The following is a 16,102-nucleotide window of genomic DNA, read 5'->3' as shown; positions in this document are numbered from 1 at the left end:
CCTGCGACAAAGCCGGAATGCGATAGCCCTCAGGCAAACCGCATCGACAGGTCCAGCGCCCGGATGTGCTTGGTGATGCCGCCGATGGCGATGCGGTCCACGCCGCACTCGGCGTAGCCGCGCACGTTCTGCAGCGTCGCGCCGCCGGAGTACTCGATCACCGTCCTGCCGCCGCGGTCGCGGTGCTCGCGCACCAGGCGCACGGCCTCGCGCAGATCGGGCAGGCTGAAATCGTCCACCAGCAGCAGGTCCACGTCGGCGTCCAGCGCGGCGCGGGCTTCCGCCATCGTCTCCGCCTCGGTCATCAGCGGCACGCCGGCCTGCAGGGCGCGGGCATTGGCGATGGCCTGGCGGATGCCGCCGGCGGCAGCGATGTGGTTTTCCTTGATCAGGATGCCGTCATAGAGGCCGATGCGGTGGTTGATGCCGCCGCCGCAAAGCACGGCGTACTTCTGCGCGTTGCGCAGGCCCGGCAGGGTCTTGCGTGTATCGGCGATGCGTGCCCCGGTGCCGGCCACGGCGTCCACGTACTGGCGCACCGCGGTGGCGGTGCCCGACAGCGTCTGCAGGAAGTTGAGCGCCGGGCGTTCGCCGGTCAGCAGCGCGCGGGCAGGGCCCCGGAGTTCGTACAGGCGCTGGTCCGGGGCAACCCGCTGGCCTTCCTGCACCAGCCATTTCACCTCGATGTTGCCGTCGAGCTGTCGGAACACCTCGTCCACCCAGGGGCGGCCGCAGACCACGGCGGCCTCGCGGGCGATCACGTAGGCCTGGCCCCGCTCCTCGGCCGGCACCAGGCGGGCGGTGACGTCGCCGCCGCCGACGTCCTCGGACAGCGCATGGGCGACGACTGCTTTCAGGTCGGTTACGTAGGCCGGGAGGGTCATGGCCTTACTTCGCTGCCGGCGTCATGCCGAGCAGGAACTCCACCAGTGCCATCTGCGCCCACAGGCGGTTCTCGGCCTCGTCGTAGATCACCGACTGCGGGCCGTCGATCACCGAGGCGCTGACTTCCTCGCCGCGGTGCGCCGGCAGGCAGTGCAGGAAGATCGCTTCCGGCTTGGCCAGCGCCATCATGGCGTCGTCCACCTGGTAGCCGGCGAAGGCCTTCAGGCGGCGCTGGGTTTCCTCTTCCTGGCCCATGCTGGTCCAGGTATCGGTCACCACCAGGTCGGCGCCGGCCACGGCGGCCTTCGGGTCGTGGGTGACCTCGATCAGGTTGCCGCCGTGGCGCACGATTTCCTGCGCCGGCTCATAGCCCACCGGGGCGGCGATGCGCAGCTTGAAGTCGAACAGCTTCGCCGCCTCGATGAAGGAATGGCAGACGTTGTTGCCGTCGCCGACCCAGGCCGCGGTCTTGCCCCTGGGGTTGCCGCGGTGCTCGGTCCAGACCTGCATGTCCGCCAGCAGCTGGCAGGGGTGGTGCAGGTTGGACAGGCCGTTGATCACCGGCACGCGCGAGTGGCGCGCCAGTTCTTCCTGGTCGGCCTGGGAATCGTTGCGGATCATGATCGCGTCGCACATGCGCGACAGCACCTGGGCGGTGTCGCTGAGCGGCTCGTCGCGGCCCATCTGGGTGGCGCTGGCGCTGAGGAACAGGGCATGCCCGCCGAACTTCACCATGCCGGACTCGAAGCTGACGCGGGTGCGCGTCGAGTTCTTGGTGAACAGCATCGCCAGCGTCTTGCCCACGAAGGGGCGGTACGACGGGTCACGGCTGTTCTTGAGCGCGATGGCGCGCGCCACGATCGCCTGCGCTTCGTCAGCGCTCAGATCGGACAGCTTCAGCAGGTGCCGGGTCATGACGACTTTCTATCCCTTTAAAAAAGCAAAAGGGCCGTTCGCGATGGAACGGCCCCGTTGCGGTATGGCTAAAGCCTAGCCGAGATTGCTCTCGACGAACTGCCAGTTCACCAGAGCCCAGAAGTGCTCGAGGAAGCTGGCGCGGGCGTTGCGGTAGTCGACGTAGTAGGCGTGCTCCCAGACGTCGGCGGTGAGCAGGGGCTTCTGACCGGCGGTCAGCGGGCAGCCGGCATTGGAGGTGCTGACCAGGGCAAGGCTGCCGTCGGCGTTCTGCACCAGCCAGGCCCAGCCCGAGCCGAAGGTGTTCATCGCCACCTCGGTGAACTGCTTCTTGAAGTCCTCAACGCCGCCGAACTGCTTGACCAGCGCGTCGGTGAGCTTCTTGCCCGGCGGGGTCTGCTTCGGGGTCAGGCAGTTCCAGAAGAAGGTGTGGTTCCAGACCTGGGCGGCGTTGTTGAAGATCTTGCCGGAGGACTTCCGGACGATGTCCTCGAGCGCCATGTTCTCGAACTCGGTGCCGGCGATCAGCTTGTTGCCGTTGTCCACGTAGGCCTTGTGGTGCTTGCCGTAGTGGAAGTCCAGCGTCTCGGCCGACATGTGGGGGGCGAGGGCGTCGCGGGCGTAGGGAAGTTCAGGGAGCGTCAGAGCCATTGATTTGATTCCTTTTGTTGCTAAGCGGCGCCGGGGATGCGCCGGCCGGCTGCAAGTGGGGCCGACAAAATAGGCGAGCGGGGGCGCAAATTCAATACCGCACATGGACTTGGACCGGAATTTGCAGAGGTTCATTCCCGGGGCAGTGCGCGTATAATCCGCGCCCGCCGTACCCTTACCAGCAGCCGGAGAAGGCAAAATGGACGCGCTGGAGCGCATCAAGAAGCAGGTCACCGACAACCCCATCATGATCTACATGAAGGGCTCGCCGGATTTTCCGCAGTGTGGTTTTTCCGCCCGTGCGGTCCAGGCCCTCAAGGCCTGCAACGTGCCGTTCGCCTACGTCAACATCTTCGAAGACGAGGAGGTCTACCGCGCCCTGCCCAAGTACGCCAACTGGCCGACGTTCCCGCAGCTCTACGTCAAGGGCGAGCTGGTGGGCGGCTGCGACATCACGCTGGACCTCTACCAGTCCGGCGAGCTGCAGAAAATGCTGCAGGAAGCGGTCGCGGACAAGAAAGCGGCCTGATTTTCCGGCCCGGAACAAGAAAACGCCCGCGCAAGCGGGCGTTTTTCGTTGCAGCCCCGCAAGGGGCTCAGGCCGCGAGCAGCCCCTGGGCGACCGAGCGGCGCTTTTCCGCCCCGCAAAGCACCTCCACCAGTTCCAGGCCGAAGGCGACGGCGCTGGCCGGGCCCTGGCCGGTGACGCAATGACCGTCCACCACCACCGGCAGATCGACGTAGTGCAGCAGCTGGTCGCGGAAGGAGGGGTAGCAGGTGGCTTTCTTGCCGTCGAGCAGGCCATGGGCCGACAGGACCAGGGCCGGGGAGGCGCAGATCGCCCCGGTCCATCGGTGGGCCTGGCGCTGGGTCCGGAGCTTGCCGACCAGGCCGGCATGGGCCGCGAGGGCTCGCGCTCCCTGTTCGCCGCCCGGCAGGGCGATCAGGTCGAACTCCCGGCCCTCCACCTCGGGCCATAGCGCGTCCGCCGTCAGCGTCAGGCCGCGGCTGCCCTCGACCGTCCTGCTCGATTCGATGCTGGCGATGGTGACCTCCACCTCCGCCCGCCGCAGCACGTTGACGAGGGTGACGGCTTCCAGGGATTCCGAACCGTGGGCGATGACTACCAGGGCATTCATATGGGGATCTCCTCTTGTTGTGTTGGGAACCGCGCACAGGGCACGGTGCTAGAATGCCACAGCCCTTTTCGCTTCCGCCCTGATTCAAAAAATTAATACCGGAGAACGAAAGATGTCCGCCTACCGTCACATCAGGATCCCGACGACCGGAGAAAAGGTGAGCGTCAGGAACGGCCAGGTGCACGTTCCCGACCAGCCGATCCTCGGGTACGTCGAAGGTGACGGCATCGGCCCGGACATCACCAGGGCCTGCCTGCGCATCTGGGACGCGGCGGTGGAGAAGGCCTACGGCGGCAAGCGCAAGATCCACTGGTGCGAGGTCTACCTGGGCGAGAAGGCCGCCGGCCTCTACGACGGCAACTACTGCCCGGACGAGACGATCAAGGCCCTGGCCGACCTGGTGGTGTCCATCAAGGGGCCGCTCACCACTCCGGTGGGCGGCGGCTTCCGCTCCCTCAACGTCGCCCTGCGCCAGGACCTGGACCTCTACGCCTGCGTGCGCCCCGTGCGCCACTACGCCGGCGTGCCCAGCCCGCTGAAGAATCCGGGCAAGGTCGACGTGGTGATCTTCCGCGAGAACACCGAGGACGTGTACACCGGCATCGAGTACAAGGCCGGCTCGCCCGAGAACGAGAAGCTGGCCCGGTTCCTGCGCGAGGAGATGAAGGCCAGGTTCTTCGACGGTGCCGGCCTCGGCGTCAAGCCGATCTCCTCGTTCGGCAGCAAGCGCCTGGTGCGCAAGGCCATCCAGTACGCGATCGACAACGGCCGCGAGTCGGTGACCCTGGTGCACAAGGGCAACATCATGAAGTTCACGGAAGGCGCCTTCCGGAACTGGGGCTATGAAGTGGCCCGCGAGGAGTTCGGCGCCGTCACGATCACCGAGGAGCAGCTCTACGCCGAGTACAAGGGCAAGCAGCCGGAAGGCAAGATCGTCATCAAGGACCGCATCGCCGACATCATGTTCCAGATGATGCTGCTGCGTCCGGAAGAGTTCGACGTGCTGGCCACCATGAACCTCAACGGCGACTACCTGTCCGATGCCATCGCGGCGGAGGTGGGCGGCGTCGGCATCGCCCCGGGGGCCAACATCGGCGACCACGTCGCCGTGTTCGAGGCCACCCACGGCACCGCGCCCAAGTACGCCAACCAGAACAAGGTGAACCCGGGCTCGCTGCTGTTCTCCGGCGTGATGATGCTGGAGTACCTGGGCTGGAAGGAAGCCGCCGACCTGATCACCCTGGTCTATCCGGAAGTGGTCAGCGACGGCATCGTGACCTACGACTTCGCGCGCCAGATCGACGGTGCCACCGAGGTCGGCACCAGCCAGTTCGCCGACGCGCTGATCGAGCGCATCCGCGGCGGCGTGGACCTGGAAGCCAAGCGCAAGGCCCAGCAGGAGCAGCTCGCCAGGGAGCGCAAGCAGCGCGAGATCCGTCGCCTGCTGCAGCCGATGGAAGAGATGCTGGACTCCGGCCGCGTGCCGCAGACCGTGGCCGACCTGATGACCCGCTCGCTGATCACCTGCACCGACGACGAGACGGTGGAGAGCGCCATGCACCTGATGACGGACAGCGACGTCAGTTCGCTGGTGGTGGAGCCCAATGCCAGGGGCGAGTGGGGCATTCTCACGCGCCGCGACATCGTCGCCAAGATCGTGCGCGGCGGGAGGAATCCGGCCACCACCAAGGTGCGCGACGTTGCCACCCGCCCGGTGGTGTCGGTGCCGGCCGAGACCAGCATCCGCGAGGCCGCCAGCAAGATCGCCGATTCCAGCTTCAGCCGCCTCACCGTGGCGCAGGGCAGCAAGCTGATCGGCATCGTGACCGAGACCGACATCTTCAATGCGGTGGACAAGTTCGGCTGGGCCGGCGACGTGGTCTGAAGCCGCGCGGCTGTCTTCGAGTCATGGGGCGGCGCAGGCCGCCCCTTCTGTTTGGACCGTGGAGGGTGGGACATGAGTCTGGGGCTGTTCGTGATCGGCGACGAAATCCTGTCGGGCAAGCGGCAGGACAAGCACCTGGCCCGGGTCATCGGCCTGCTGGCGGAGCGGGGCATGGCGCTGGACTGGGCGCAGTTTCTGGGCGACGACCAGGATCGCATCGCCGCCGCCATCGCCGCGGCCGCCGGGCGTGGCGATACCGTGCTGTCCTGCGGCGGGATCGGCGCCACGCCGGACGACTGCACCCGCCAGGCGGCGGCCCAGGCCTTCGGCCGGCCCATCGTGCGGCATCCGGAGGGCGAGGCCCTGATCCTGGCCCAGTACGGCGAGCAGGCGCTGCCCAACCGCGTGCTGATGGCGGATTTCCCGGCCGGGGCGGAGCTGATCCCCAACCCGGTGAACCGGGTGGCGGGCTTTTCGGTGGGCGGCTGCTACTTCGTCCCCGGCTTCCCGGAGATGGCCTGGCCCATGCTGGAGTGGGTCCTGGACCAGCGCCTGCGCCACCTGCACCAGGCCGAGCCTGCAGTGGAGTACTCCTTCAACGCCATCGGCCCGGTGACCGAGGGCGACCTGCTGCCGCTGATGCAGGCCACGCTGGCGCGGTTTCCCTCGATCAAGCTGTCGAGCCTGCCGTTTCGCGGTTCGCCCGAGCGGCCCCGGCAGATCGAGTTCGGCTTCAAGGGGCCCCGTGCGGATGCGGCGGCGGCCTATGCCAGCTTTCGCGAGGGGCTGAAGGCCTGGCCGCAGATCGAGGTCGAGGAGCTGAGCCGGCCCTGATCGGGGTGGCGGCCGCTCCTGCAAGAGCCTTCACGCCTCTGCCGCCGGCGTCCGCTTCCAGCCCACCAGCGCGCAGGTCGCCACCACCAGCAGCATGCCCAGGGCCGACCAGCCGTCGAGATTCTCGTCCCAGATCCACCAGGCGAGCAGGGCGGAGAACACCACCGAGGTGTAGGTGAAGGGGCCGACCAGGGCGGCCGGTGCCCAGGCATAGGCGCGGGTCAGGTTGAGTTGCCCTGCCGTGGCGGTGACGCCGGCCCCGACCAGCAGGGCCAGGGTGCCCCAGCCCGGGGTCTGCCAGGCCCAGAGCAGGGGAACGGCCGAGATCGCCGTGGCCAGGATCATGAAGTACAGGACGATGCGCTGGGCCGGCTCCGTATCGGAAATCCGGCGGATGCTGACCATGGCGCAGCCGGCCAGAATCCCGGAGGCCACGCCCACGATCCCCGCCAGCCAGTCGATCCGGGCATGTCCCGGCTTGACGATGAAGGCGATGCCGATCAGGCCCAGCAGGGCGGCCGGGAAAGCCACGGCCGGGGGGCGTTCGCCGATCCAGGCCCAGGCGATGAAGGGCACCCACAGGGGTGTGGAGTAGGTCAGCAGCATGGCCTCGGCCAGGGGCAGCCGGCCGATGGCGTAGAAAAAGGCATACATCGCCGCCACGCCGAAGGCGGCCCGCCACAGATGCCCGCCGACCCGCTGCGAGCGCAGGCTGTCGGCGCCCTGGCGCAGGACCCAGGGCATCAGGACCAGCAGGCTGACCAGGCAGCGGAAGAACACCACGACCTCGTTCGGCGCGTGGGCGCTGGCCGCCTTGACGCAGACACCGGTCAGCGAAAAGGCCGCCGCCGCGTAGATGGCGTGGGCGGCGCCGCGCTTGAGGTCGTTCTGCATGATGGAAGGATGGGGGGGAGCGATGGAAGGGCGGGAAACGGTATAAACAATCCAAGGAAAGCCCCCATTTCCACTGCTAAATTTTACCGTATCGTATGGAGTGCCGAGGATGGCCATGATCGACAGCGAGGGAGCGCCGGTATCCGCGGGAGCGGATGGCCGCGAGTACGTGCTGATGCTGGTGGAGGACAGCCCGGCCGATGTGCGGCTGGCCCAGGAGGTCTTCCGCGACGCCGGCTTCCGCCATCGCCTGCATGTTGCACGGGACGGGGAACAGGCATTGCGCATGCTCCGCCGGGAGGGCGAGCATGCCCGCCTGCCGCTGCCGGACCTGGTCCTGCTGGACCTGAACCTGCCGCGCCGCGACGGCCGCGAAGTGCTGCGCGAGGTCAAGGCCGACCCCCGGCTGCGCCAGATCCCGGTCCTGATCCTCAGCACGTCCAAGGCCGAGCGCGACGTCGTCGAGTGCTACCAGTCGCATGCCAATGCCTACCTGGTGAAGCCGGTGGACCTCGAGGAATTCGAGCGCCTGGCCAGCATGATCCGCGACTGCTGGCTGGGCATGATCCAGTTGCCGCCCCGCATGGAGTGATGGAGTCGCCGTGTCCGCCGCCCCGCAGCCACCCGTCGTCGCCCCGTTCTCGATCCTCGCGGTCGAGGATTCGCCGGCCGACGCGCGCCTGCTGAAGGAGTCGCTGCGCGAGGCCATCGACCGCGGCGAGCTGGTGCTCAAGACCGTGCGCAGCATCGCCGATGCCGAGGAGGAGCTGCGCCGCAGCCACCACGATTGCGCCCTGCTGGACCTGGGCCTGCCGGACGGCCAGGGCCTGGCCAATGTCGAACGCCTGCGCAGCCTGCAGCCGCAGCTGGCGGTGATCGTGCTGACCGGCCTGGACTGCGAGAGCTCGGCGATCCGCGCCCTGCAGCTCGGCGCCCAGGAGTACGTGGTCAAGGGCCAGTACGAAGGCGAGCGCCTGCTGAAGGTGGTGCGCCATGCCCTGGAACGCAACCGCCAGGTCCATGAACTGGAGGAGCGCAGCGCGCGCCAGTTCGAGCTGGCCAGCCATGACCCGGTGACCGGGCTGATCAACCGCAAGCTGTTCGAGGAACGCGCGCGCCAACACCTGGCCGCCGCCGCGGACCGGCGTTTTGCCATCTGTTTCCTGGACCTGGACCGCTTCAAGGCGGTCAATGACCGGCACGGCCATGCCGTGGGCGACGCCCTGCTGCTGCGCATCGCCCAGATCCTGCGGGAATCGGTGCGCGACAGCGATACCCTGGCTCGCATCGGCGGCGACGAGTTCGCGATCCTGCTGGCATCCATCGGCGAACTGGCGCGTGCCCGCGAGGTGGCGGAGCGCATCGTCGAGCGCATCCGCGGCATCGAGAGCATCGAGGGCCGGCCGGTCTCGGTCGGCTGCAGCGTCGGCATCGCGCTGTATCCGGAGCACGGCGAGACGCTGGAGGAGCTGCTGCACCACTCCGACGCCGCCATGTACCGCGCCAAGGGCAGCGGCGGCGGCGTCCTGTCGCTGCGCGACGACTTCACCGCCGGGGACGGCGAGCTGGCGCGTCAGCTCGCGACCGACGCGGCCAGGGCGGTGGCCGACGGCGGTTTCGAGATCCATTTCCAGCCCTGGCTGCACTACGGCACCGGCGAGGTCGCCGGCATCGAGGCCTTGCTGCGCTGGCGCCGGCCGGAGGGCCTGCTGTTGCCGGCCGAATTCCTGCCCCTGCTCGAGCGCGGGGGACGCATGCCCGACATCGGCCTGGAACTGGCGCGCCTGGCGGTGCGGGACTGGCGCCGCTGGCGGGAAGAAGGCCTGGCGCCGGGGATGCTGGCGCTGAACCTGTCCGGCGCCGAACTGCAGGCGCCGCAGCAGGCCGAGCGCCTGGTGGCGCTGCTGGCCCAGGAAGGCATCAGCCCCGGCCAGGTCCAGCTGGAGGTGGATGCCGCGGCCATGGGCACCTCCGACGGCCGCCTGGCGGTGCCCGTGGAGCGCTTCCGCGAGGCCGGCTTCACGATGGTGCTGGAAGGTTTCCTGCCGGGCAATGGCGACCTGCATGCGCTGGCCTCGCCGGCGATCACCGGCGTCAAGCTGGACCGCCGGCTGCTGCGCTCCGCCGCGCGCGACGGCCGCAACAGCACCCCGCACCGCTTTCTGCTGGGCCTGCTGGCGGCCGCTTCGGCGCTGCAGCTGCAGGTCTTCTTCACCGGCATCGAGTCCGGAGAGGAACTGGAAGGCTTTGCCGGCCTGGACTTCCGCTACGTGCAGGGCTTCTGGCCCTGTCCGCCGCTGGCGCCCGCGGCGCTGGCCGATTACCTTCGAGGGGATGCCGGCCGACGCCGGACCGATTCCCGGACTGCCGACTTCGAGGTATGAACTTGCTGACCTGGCTGGACCCCACGCCGCTGATGCCGCATGCCTTCTGCTTTGTCGGCCGCAAGGACCTGATCCTGCTGCACGTCCTGAGCGACCTGACCATCGCGCTGGCGTACTTCATGATTCCGGTGACCATGCTGTACTTCCTGCGGCGCTACCAGAACCGCATCAGCTTCAACTGGGCGATCGGGCTGTTCGCGGCCTTCATCACGCTCTGCGGCATCACCCATGTCTTCGGCATCATCACGATCTGGCAGCCGGTCTACTACCTGCAGGGCTGGATCAAGGTCCTGACCGCCCTGGTATCGCTGGCCACCGCGCTGGCGATCATCCCGCTGGTGCCCCGGCTGCTGGCGATGCGCTCCGCGCAGGAGCTGCAGGAATCCAACCACCGCCTGCAGGAGGAAATCCTGCTGCGCGAGTCCGCCGAGCGCAACCTGCGCAAGTCCCTGGGCGAGCAGAAGCGCGCCGCGGCGGAGCTGGAGCAGTTCGCCTACATCACCTCGCACGACCTGCAGGCGCCGCTGCGCAACATCTCCGGCTTCTCGCGCCTGCTGTCGCAGCGCTACAAGAGCAAGCTCGACGGCGATGCCCTGGAGTTCCTCGAGTTCATCGAGCAGGGCACCCGGCAGATGCAGACCCTGATCAACGACCTGCTGGCGCTGTCGCGCGTCGGCCGCACCGATTCCCCGTTCGAGAAGAAGCCGCTCGGCGACACGCTGGACAAGGTGCGCAAGGCGCTGGAGAGCGAGTTCGAACGCTCCGGGGCCACGCTGATCGCGGAAGACCTGCCGGAGATCACCGCCGACCACAACCTGCTGCTGCAGCTGTTCCAGAACCTGATCGGCAATGCCATCAAGTTCCAGCCCCAGGGCGGCAAGCCGGTGATCGAGGTCTACTGCGATCGCCGCAAGGACGACTGGCACATCACCGTGATCGACAACGGCATCGGCATCCCGGCCGACCAGCTCGAGAACGTGTTCGCGGTGTTCCGCCGGCTGCACGGACCCGAGGAATACGAGGGTACCGGCATCGGCCTGGCCATCTGCCGCAAGATCGTGGCCTACCACGGCGGCCAGATCTGGGCGGAAAGCCGCTCCAGGGGCGCCGAGTTCCACATCCAGCTGCCGGTCCAGCCCGCCACCCTGAAGCCGGCCCGCAGCATCCCGCCGGATGTGCGCTAGGCGCGCCACCCCTTGAAAAGCACCGGCCCGACCCTATAGCCTCCGCGCCCGTTGCCGTTTTTTGCCGATTCACCGAGGTTGCCATGCCGATTTACGAGTACGTTTGCCAGGATTGCGGGGTCGAGACCGAGATCATGCAGCGCATTTCCGATGCGCCGGAGACCGTTTGCCCCTCCTGCGGCAAGTCGGCCCTGACCAAGGTGGTGTCGGCGGCCGGCTTCCGCCTCAGCGGCGGCGGCTGGTACGAGACCGACTTCAAGTCCGGCAACAAGAAGAACCTCACGGCCGACTCCAAGGCCGACAGCGGCGCTTCGGCGGGCGCGGCCTGTACCCCGTCAGGCTGCGACAAGCCGGGCTGCGCCGCGGCCTGAACGGCCGGGCAGGGACCTGAAACGGCGCCTTCGGGCGCCGTTTTTCGTTTCAGGCGCCGGGAGTTGGCTCCGGCGCCCGGGGGGCGGTTACACTACGCGGCCCGTCGTTCCGGCCGCGATTGTTCGGCCCGGCGTAAACCTCAAAGATTCCAACATGATGCGTTCCCACTACTGCGGCCAGGTCACCGAAGAGCTGACCGGCCAGACCGTTACCGTTTCCGGCTGGGTCCACCGCCGCCGCGACCATGGCGGTGTGATCTTCATCGACCTTCGCGATCGCGAAGGCCTGCTGCAGTGCGTGTTCGACCCGGATACCCCGGAGGCCTTCGCCCTGGCCGACAAGCTGCGCTCCGAGTACGTGGTCAAGATCACCGGCCGCGTGCGGCCGCGTCCCACCGGCACCGAGAATGCGGGGCTGACCACCGGCAAGATCGAGCTGCTGGCCAAGGAGCTGGAACTGCTGAACAAGGCGGAAACCCCGCCGTTCCACCCGGACGACGAGACCGCCGGCGAGGACATCCGCCTCAAGTACCGCTACATCGACCTGCGCCGTACGCAGATGCAGAAGAACCTGCGCCTGCGCCACGAAGTGGTGCGGCGCATGCGCAACTACATGGATGCCAACGGCTTCGTCGACGTCGAGACGCCGATCCTGACCAAGGCCACGCCCGAGGGCGCCCGCGACTACCTGGTGCCCAGCCGCACCCATCCGGGCCAGTTCTTCGCGCTGCCGCAGTCGCCGCAGCTGTTCAAGCAGCTGCTGATGATGTCGGGCCTGGACCGCTACTACCAGATCGCGCGCTGCTTCCGCGACGAGGACCTGCGCGCCGACCGCCAGCCGGAGTTCACCCAGCTCGACGTCGAGACCTCCTTCCTGACGCAGGAGGAGATCATGGCCCTGATCGAGGGCCTGGTGAAGGAGCTGTTCCAGGAAGTGCTGGGCGTGGACCTGGGCACCCTGCCGCACATGAGCTACGCCGAGGCGATGACGCGCTACGGCTCCGACAAGCCGGACCTGCGCAACCCGCTGGAACTGGTGGACGTGGCCGACCTGGTCAAGGACGTGGACTTCAAGGTCTTCGCCGGCCCGGCCAACGACCCCAAGTGCCGCGTCACCGCGCTGCGCGTGCCCGGCGGCCGCGAGCGCCTGTCGCGCGGCGAGATCGACAAGTACACCGAGTTCGTCAAGATCTACGGCGCCAAGGGCCTGGCCTACATCGTCGTCAACGACAAGGCCAAGGGCCGCGACGGCCTGCAGTCGCCGATCGTCAAGAACCTGCATGACGCGGCGCTGGCCGGCATCCTGGAACGCACCGGCGCGCAGGACGGCGACGTGCTGTTCTTCGGTGCCGACAAGCGCGGCGTGGTGTCCGACGCGCTCGGCGCCCTGCGCCTGAAGGTGGGCAACGATCTCGGCTTCACTGCCCAGGGCTGGAAGGCCCTGTGGGTGGTGGATTGGCCGATGTTCGAGTGGGACGACCGCGAGGGCGGCCGCTGGGCCTCCCTGCATCACCCGTTCACCGCCCCCAAGCAGTTCGACGCGGCCGAGATCCGGAACAATCCGGGCACGATCCTGTCCCAGGGCTACGACATCGTGCTGAACGGCATCGAGCTGGGCGGCGGTTCGGTGCGTATCCACCGTGCGGACATCCAGCAGGCCGTGTTCGACCTGCTGGGCATCGGCGCGGAGGAGCAGCAGGAGAAGTTCGGCTTCCTGCTGGAGGCGCTCTCGTTCGGCGCGCCTCCGCATGGCGGCCTGGCCATCGGCGTGGATCGCCTGGTCATGCTGATGGCGGGCGGGCAGAGCATCCGCGAGGTGATCGCCTTCCCCAAGACGCAGACCGCGCATTGCCCGCTGACCAATGCGCCCAGCCCGGTGGACGCCAAGCAGCTGAGGGAACTCAGCATTCGCAGCACCGTGCAGCCCAAGGAGCCGGCGAAGCCGGCCTGAAGAATCGAGGATCGCTGAAGATGGGAATCAAGCAGGGCGGAATCGCGGCGATGCTGGCCGCGTCGGTGCTGGTGCTCGCGGGCTGCGACGGCGTGGGTGACGGCAGCGCGCCGGACCCGGATACGGCGCGCATCCAGAAGGTCGGCGGCACCACCGCCTTCGGGGAGAACAAGCTCTTCACCTGCGTGCCGCAGCAGCTCCTGTACTCCATCGGCTTCAGCAACGGCGGCCAGGAGAACTTCAACGACCGCTCCAGGTGGGAGTCGAGCAACCCCAGCATCGCGATCGTCACCAACCGGGGCGATCCGGTCGACCCTGCCGAGTTCGACGAGGATGGCAAGCCGCTGGTCTACACGGTGTCGGGCCTGGTCCTGCCCCGCGCGCCGGGCGACGTCGTCATCAAGGCGACCGCCCTGGGGCGGATCCAGAAGGAATTCCCGATGACGGTGAAGAACCCGGACGGCAACTTCCGCATCAAGGCCACCGGCTACGGCGACCAGGCCGCCACCGCCATCAAGATGAGCCCCAACACCATCCAGCAGCTGCAGCTGGTGGGGACGCTGGAGGGCTACGAGACCGACCTGGCCTCGGCGCTGAGCGGGATGTCCTTCACGGACCCGGACGACGACGACGAGGCGGCCGCCAACTTCGTGGTCGTCAGCGGCCAGGCCACCACCATCGTCCAGGCGGTCAAGGACCTCACCGGCAAGATTCCGACCCGCACGGTCCTGCCGACGCTGATCGCCTGCAAGGGCGATGATCCTGCGCTGCCGGCCGCGACCAAGGCCTTGTTCGCCGATGCGAAGCTCGACGTCACCGTGGCACAGCCTACCGGCCTGCTGATCCAGCGCGAACTCGAAAGCCCGGTCAACGGCAACGTGCTGGCCGTGATCCCGGATTCCACGACCACCACGGCCACCCAGTCCCAGACCACCGAGGTGCTGCGCACCTACGCCACGTTCGCGGACGTCACCGGGCCGGCACAGGATCTCTCGTCCCAGGTCCTGGCGTCGTCCAGCAAGCCGGAAGTCATCACGACGAGCGTCTTCCTGACCAACACCAGCGGTGGCGTCAGCCTGGTGCCGACGGCGGTCCGAGCGCTGGCCACCGGTACCGGCACCACGACGCCGCAGCTGAGCGAGGACGTGACCATCACCTACTGCCAGCCCGAGCCGGTTCCCGATCCGCGCCCGACCGACTACGTGTCCAAGTGCTGGGAGGGCAAGCCGACCAAGGCGACGATCGTGTTCAAGGCCCGCAAGTCGACGCTGACCGGCATTGCGGTCAAGCCGGATGATGGTGACGCTCCGGTGATCGAGGCCTACAAGAGCCTTCAGTTCCGCGCGGTCGGCACCTTCGACGAGGGCTTCCAGCAGGACATCACCCGCCAGGTCGCCTGGACGGTCTTCGCCAACGACGGCACCACCAGCTCCACCAAGGTGGCCATCGGCGGCCTGAACAGCGTGATCTCGGGCACCGCGATCTCCGCCTTCCAGGTGAATACCGACACCGACGACAGCAACGGCACGCCGCTGCAGGACCGCACGGTCAAGATCAAGGCCACCAACGAGCGCGCCAGCACCACCAAGACCCAGACGGTCACGGCGACGATCTCCAAGTGATTCCGTCCCGGCCCCCGTACCACTGGTAGTGGTCGGGGGCCGGGCGCGCTACAATGTCTGGCTACTGACGGGCATTTTCAGGCCTGGAGGCCGACATGGCTGCCGCGCTCAAGATCGAGCATTTCAACCTGCTGGACGACGGCGAATGCGACGCACGCATCGTCGCCGCCAAGAAGCTGCTGGGCAAACGCCTGTGCATCCTCGGGCATCATTACCAGCGCAACGAAGTCTTCAAACACGCTGATTTCACAGGGGATTCCCTGAAGCTGTCACAGCTGGCCTCGAAGACCGACGCCGAATTCATCGTGTTCTGCGGCGTGCACTTCATGGCCGAGGTGGCGGACATCCTCACCGACGGCCAGCGCTCCGTGATCCTGCCGGACCTCGCGGCCGGCTGCTCCATGGCCGATATGGCCAACCTGGTGAAGGTCAACAAGTGCTGGGCGGAGCTGTCCGAGATTCTTGATCCGGATCAGATGGTTACGCCGGTAACCTACATCAACTCCGCGGCCGACCTGAAGGCTTTCTGCGGCAACCACGGCGGCATCGTCTGCACCTCCAGCAACGCCCGCGCGGTACTGGAGTGGAGCTTCGCCCGCCGCGAGAAGGTGCTGTTCTTCCCCGACCAGCACCTGGGCCGCAATACCGCCAAGAACATGGGCATCGGCCTGGACCAGATGATCGTCTGGGACTTCAACAAGCCCCTGGGCGGCAATACGCCCGAGGCGATCCGGGCGGCCAGGATGATCCTGTGGAAGGGCTTCTGCTCGGTCCACCAGATGTTCCAGCCGGCGCACATCGACAATTTCCGCAGCCGTCACCCGGAAGGCAAGGTCATCAGCCATCCGGAGAATGCCCTGCAGGTCTGCGAGAAGAGCGACTTCGTCGGCAGCACCGAGTACATCCTGCGCACCGTGCGCGCCTCGCAGCCGGGTGACCACTGGCTGGTGGGCACCGAGCTGAACCTGGTGAACCGCCTGGCCGACGAGATGAAGCCCAAGGGCGTCAAGGTGGAGTTCATGTCGCCCACCGTGTGCATGTGCTCCACCATGTTCCGCACCGACCCCCAGCACCTGGCCTGGACCCTGGACAACCTGGTCGCCGGCAAGGTGGTCAACCAGATCCGCGTCCCGGCGGACATCGCCAGGCCCGCCAAGGCGGCGCTGGAGCTGATGCTCGAAGTCGTCGACTGATGCGCCGGACAGGGTAGCCCTGTCCGTTTTCATTTCACCTTTTCACCGTAGCCAGACCAAGCCATGTGGACCAACGCCCCGAGCCTCGCCCAATACGACCCTGAGCTGCACGCCGCGATCCAGAAGGAAGCGGGGCGGCAGGAAGCGCACATCGAGCTGATCGCCTCGGAGAACTACGCCAGCCCGGCGGTGAT

Annotated in this window: 15 protein-coding genes and 1 pseudogene; 11 read left to right on the top strand and 5 right to left on the bottom strand. The window is 67.5% G+C overall.

Annotation, left to right across the window (positions count from 1 at the left end; all coding sequences use genetic code 11):
• Positions 1-29 precede the first annotated feature (29 nt).
• The 3 genes from nadC to C3942_RS19135 all read right to left on the bottom strand — a co-directional run bounded on the left by nadC (position 30) and on the right by C3942_RS19135 (position 2,451).
• Positions 30-884, bottom strand: coding sequence for a carboxylating nicotinate-nucleotide diphosphorylase (gene nadC / locus C3942_RS19145; RefSeq protein ID WP_104231982.1), 855 nt, complete (start codon positions 882-884; stop codon positions 30-32).
• A 4-nt stretch (positions 885-888) separates the two neighbouring features.
• Complete coding sequence (gene argF, locus C3942_RS19140) at positions 889-1,800, bottom strand: ornithine carbamoyltransferase (protein WP_104231981.1); 912 nt, start codon at positions 1,798-1,800, stop codon at positions 889-891.
• A gap of 75 nt (positions 1,801-1,875) precedes the next feature.
• A complete protein-coding gene (locus C3942_RS19135) occupies positions 1,876-2,451 on the bottom strand; it encodes a superoxide dismutase (protein WP_104231980.1) in 576 nt (191 codons plus the stop codon).
• Between the two features lie 199 nt (positions 2,452-2,650).
• On the opposite strand from C3942_RS19135, the gene grxD reads away from it, so the two are divergent.
• Positions 2,651-2,980 carry a Grx4 family monothiol glutaredoxin gene (gene grxD, locus C3942_RS19130; RefSeq protein ID WP_104231979.1) on the top strand — a complete coding sequence of 110 codons (330 nt, stop codon included), beginning with the start codon at positions 2,651-2,653 and terminating at the stop codon, positions 2,978-2,980.
• 67 nt (positions 2,981-3,047) lie between these two features.
• Here grxD and C3942_RS19125 read toward each other — a convergent pair whose 3' ends face one another.
• Positions 3,048-3,590 carry a DJ-1 family glyoxalase III gene (locus tag C3942_RS19125; protein WP_104231978.1) on the bottom strand — a complete coding sequence of 181 codons (543 nt, stop codon included), beginning with the start codon at positions 3,588-3,590 and terminating at the stop codon, positions 3,048-3,050.
• Between the two features lie 112 nt (positions 3,591-3,702).
• Between C3942_RS19125 and icd the strand changes: the two genes are divergently transcribed.
• Together icd and C3942_RS19115 are read left to right on the top strand one after the other, a co-directional pair.
• Positions 3,703-5,475, top strand: coding sequence for an isocitrate dehydrogenase (NADP(+)) (icd, locus tag C3942_RS19120; RefSeq protein WP_104231977.1), 1,773 nt, complete (start codon positions 3,703-3,705; stop codon positions 5,473-5,475).
• 72 nt (positions 5,476-5,547) lie between these two features.
• Positions 5,548-6,309: a competence/damage-inducible protein A gene (locus tag C3942_RS19115; protein WP_104231976.1), complete on the top strand. Its 762-nt coding sequence runs from the start codon at positions 5,548-5,550 to the stop codon at positions 6,307-6,309.
• A 30-nt stretch (positions 6,310-6,339) separates the two neighbouring features.
• Here the strand turns inward: C3942_RS19115 and C3942_RS19110 are convergent, their stop codons facing one another.
• A complete protein-coding gene (locus C3942_RS19110) occupies positions 6,340-7,203 on the bottom strand; it encodes a DMT family transporter (protein WP_165797537.1) in 864 nt (287 codons plus the stop codon).
• Positions 7,204-7,312: 109 nt separating this feature from the next.
• Between C3942_RS19110 and C3942_RS19105 the strand changes: the two genes are divergently transcribed.
• From C3942_RS19105 to glyA, 8 genes and pseudogenes are all read left to right on the top strand, one after another.
• Complete coding sequence (locus C3942_RS19105; protein WP_243393674.1) at positions 7,313-7,795, top strand: response regulator; 483 nt, start codon at positions 7,313-7,315, stop codon at positions 7,793-7,795.
• Positions 7,796-7,805: 10 nt separating this feature from the next.
• Positions 7,806-9,587, top strand: a complete 1,782-nt coding sequence (locus C3942_RS19100; RefSeq protein WP_104231973.1) for a putative bifunctional diguanylate cyclase/phosphodiesterase — start codon at positions 7,806-7,808, stop codon at positions 9,585-9,587.
• Positions 9,584-10,771, top strand: a complete 1,188-nt coding sequence (locus C3942_RS19095) for a sensor histidine kinase (protein ID WP_104231972.1) — start codon at positions 9,584-9,586, stop codon at positions 10,769-10,771. The genes C3942_RS19100 and C3942_RS19095 overlap by 4 nt, the downstream gene beginning before the upstream one ends.
• Positions 10,772-10,854: 83 nt before the next feature.
• A complete protein-coding gene (locus C3942_RS19090; RefSeq protein WP_104231971.1) occupies positions 10,855-11,142 on the top strand; it encodes an FmdB family zinc ribbon protein in 288 nt (95 codons plus the stop codon).
• A 154-nt stretch (positions 11,143-11,296) separates the two neighbouring features.
• Positions 11,297-13,093 carry an aspartate--tRNA ligase gene (aspS, locus tag C3942_RS19085; RefSeq protein WP_104231970.1) on the top strand — a complete coding sequence of 599 codons (1,797 nt, stop codon included), beginning with the start codon at positions 11,297-11,299 and terminating at the stop codon, positions 13,091-13,093.
• A 20-nt stretch (positions 13,094-13,113) separates the two neighbouring features.
• Entirely contained in the window at positions 13,114-14,715 is a 1,602-nt protein-coding gene (locus C3942_RS19080; protein ID WP_104231969.1) for a hypothetical protein, read from the top strand.
• Between the two features lie 95 nt (positions 14,716-14,810).
• The gene (gene nadA, locus C3942_RS19075; protein WP_104231968.1) at positions 14,811-15,908 is read left to right on the top strand and encodes a quinolinate synthase NadA; all 1,098 of its coding nucleotides are present in this window, start codon (positions 14,811-14,813) and stop codon (positions 15,906-15,908) included.
• A 63-nt stretch (positions 15,909-15,971) separates the two neighbouring features.
• Positions 15,972-16,102: pseudogene (gene glyA, locus C3942_RS19070) on the top strand (serine hydroxymethyltransferase); the annotation flags it as partial.

Source organism: Solimonas fluminis (genome assembly GCF_002930645.1).
GTDB classification, from domain to species: domain Bacteria; phylum Pseudomonadota; class Gammaproteobacteria; order Nevskiales; family Nevskiaceae; genus Solimonas_A; species Solimonas_A fluminis.
The sequence above is the reverse complement of the archived record's forward strand: the minus strand, read 5'-3'. Positions and strand labels throughout refer to the sequence as shown.

What these genes read in the sequence shown, in the direction of transcription:
- nadC (WP_104231982.1), bottom strand. Translation starts at nt 884, where the DNA reads ATGACCCTCCCGGCCTACGTAACCGACCTGAAAGCAGTCGTCGCCCAT.
- argF (WP_104231981.1), bottom strand. Translation starts at nt 1,800, where the DNA reads ATGACCCGGCACCTGCTGAAGCTGTCCGATCTGAGCGCTGACGAAGCG.
- C3942_RS19135 (WP_104231980.1), bottom strand. Translation starts at nt 2,451, where the DNA reads ATGGCTCTGACGCTCCCTGAACTTCCCTACGCCCGCGACGCCCTCGCC.
- grxD (WP_104231979.1), top strand. Translation starts at nt 2,651, where the DNA reads ATGGACGCGCTGGAGCGCATCAAGAAGCAGGTCACCGACAACCCCATC.
- C3942_RS19125 (WP_104231978.1), bottom strand. Translation starts at nt 3,590, where the DNA reads ATGAATGCCCTGGTAGTCATCGCCCACGGTTCGGAATCCCTGGAAGCC.
- icd (WP_104231977.1), top strand. Translation starts at nt 3,703, where the DNA reads ATGTCCGCCTACCGTCACATCAGGATCCCGACGACCGGAGAAAAGGTG.
- C3942_RS19115 (WP_104231976.1), top strand. Translation starts at nt 5,548, where the DNA reads ATGAGTCTGGGGCTGTTCGTGATCGGCGACGAAATCCTGTCGGGCAAG.
- C3942_RS19110 (WP_165797537.1), bottom strand. Translation starts at nt 7,203, where the DNA reads ATGCAGAACGACCTCAAGCGCGGCGCCGCCCACGCCATCTACGCGGCG.
- C3942_RS19105 (WP_243393674.1), top strand. Translation starts at nt 7,313, where the DNA reads ATGGCCATGATCGACAGCGAGGGAGCGCCGGTATCCGCGGGAGCGGAT.
- C3942_RS19095 (WP_104231972.1), top strand. Translation starts at nt 9,584, where the DNA reads ATGAACTTGCTGACCTGGCTGGACCCCACGCCGCTGATGCCGCATGCC.
- C3942_RS19090 (WP_104231971.1), top strand. Translation starts at nt 10,855, where the DNA reads ATGCCGATTTACGAGTACGTTTGCCAGGATTGCGGGGTCGAGACCGAG.
- aspS (WP_104231970.1), top strand. Translation starts at nt 11,297, where the DNA reads ATGATGCGTTCCCACTACTGCGGCCAGGTCACCGAAGAGCTGACCGGC.
- C3942_RS19080 (WP_104231969.1), top strand. Translation starts at nt 13,114, where the DNA reads ATGGGAATCAAGCAGGGCGGAATCGCGGCGATGCTGGCCGCGTCGGTG.
- nadA (WP_104231968.1), top strand. Translation starts at nt 14,811, where the DNA reads ATGGCTGCCGCGCTCAAGATCGAGCATTTCAACCTGCTGGACGACGGC.